At 64.6% G+C, this 700-nt stretch carries 1 protein-coding gene and 1 pseudogene; both read right to left on the bottom strand.

Annotation, left to right across the window (positions count from 1 at the left end):
- A partial coding sequence (locus HV670_RS30285; RefSeq protein WP_175108582.1) for a hypothetical protein occupies nt 1-485 on the bottom strand: 485 nt, incomplete at its 3' end.
- Nucleotides 486-502: 17 nt separating this feature from the next.
- Nucleotides 503-700, bottom strand: a pseudogene (locus tag HV670_RS30280) (multicopper oxidase family protein); the annotation flags it as partial.

Genomic DNA, 700 nt, shown 5'->3' with positions numbered 1-700 from the left:
GCAAACGACTGCACGCGGGGTCCCTGCGTGGGCGGGGTGAACGTCGCGCCACTCCCGGTTCCCGCAATCGGCCAGGTCGTCGCGGTTTGCGTCGGATGCACCGGGCTGGGCGTGCTCGTCGCGGTCGTGCCGAGTCCGCCGCCGAGTTGGCCGACGACGACAAGCGACGTCGGCACCGCGCCGGGCAAACTGTTGGTGAGGTTGATCGTCAACGATCCCGGTGGCGTCGTGATCACGACGGGCGACCAGTTCGCGCCCGCGCCCGGATTCGACGCTGCGCATGAAGCCGGCGCCACCGTGGCGGCCGAACAGGTATAGCCCCACATCGGCACGACCTGGCCATCGGGGAGCGCGATCGTCGCGGCCTTCGCCGTCAGACTGACACTTTGAGCGAAGGACGTCGCACTGGCCGTGAGCAGGATCGTCGCTGCGACGCCTGCCTTGATCAGGTCGAAGAGCGTCCCTTTGAATTGGGTGGTTCTCATCGCGTGACTCCCCGCTTCTAATTGCCTTCGTTGATCGTGGACACTTGCGGATCGACGAGCATCATCATCATCATTCCGCCTGGGAAGATGTTGTTCGTCGTAATCTCGCGCTCATTGTGCGAGTGCCACATATAGGCGAAGCCAGCTTCGGAGGTCGGCGAGTTCGCGACCGTCCCGCTCGGTGGGGTCGTGCCTGTTATAGAGGTGGCACGTAC

It is taken from the genome of Pararobbsia alpina (genome assembly GCF_902859895.1).
GTDB lineage: Bacteria > Pseudomonadota > Gammaproteobacteria > Burkholderiales > Burkholderiaceae > Pararobbsia > Pararobbsia alpina.
This window is presented reverse-complemented; position numbering and strand designations above follow the sequence as displayed.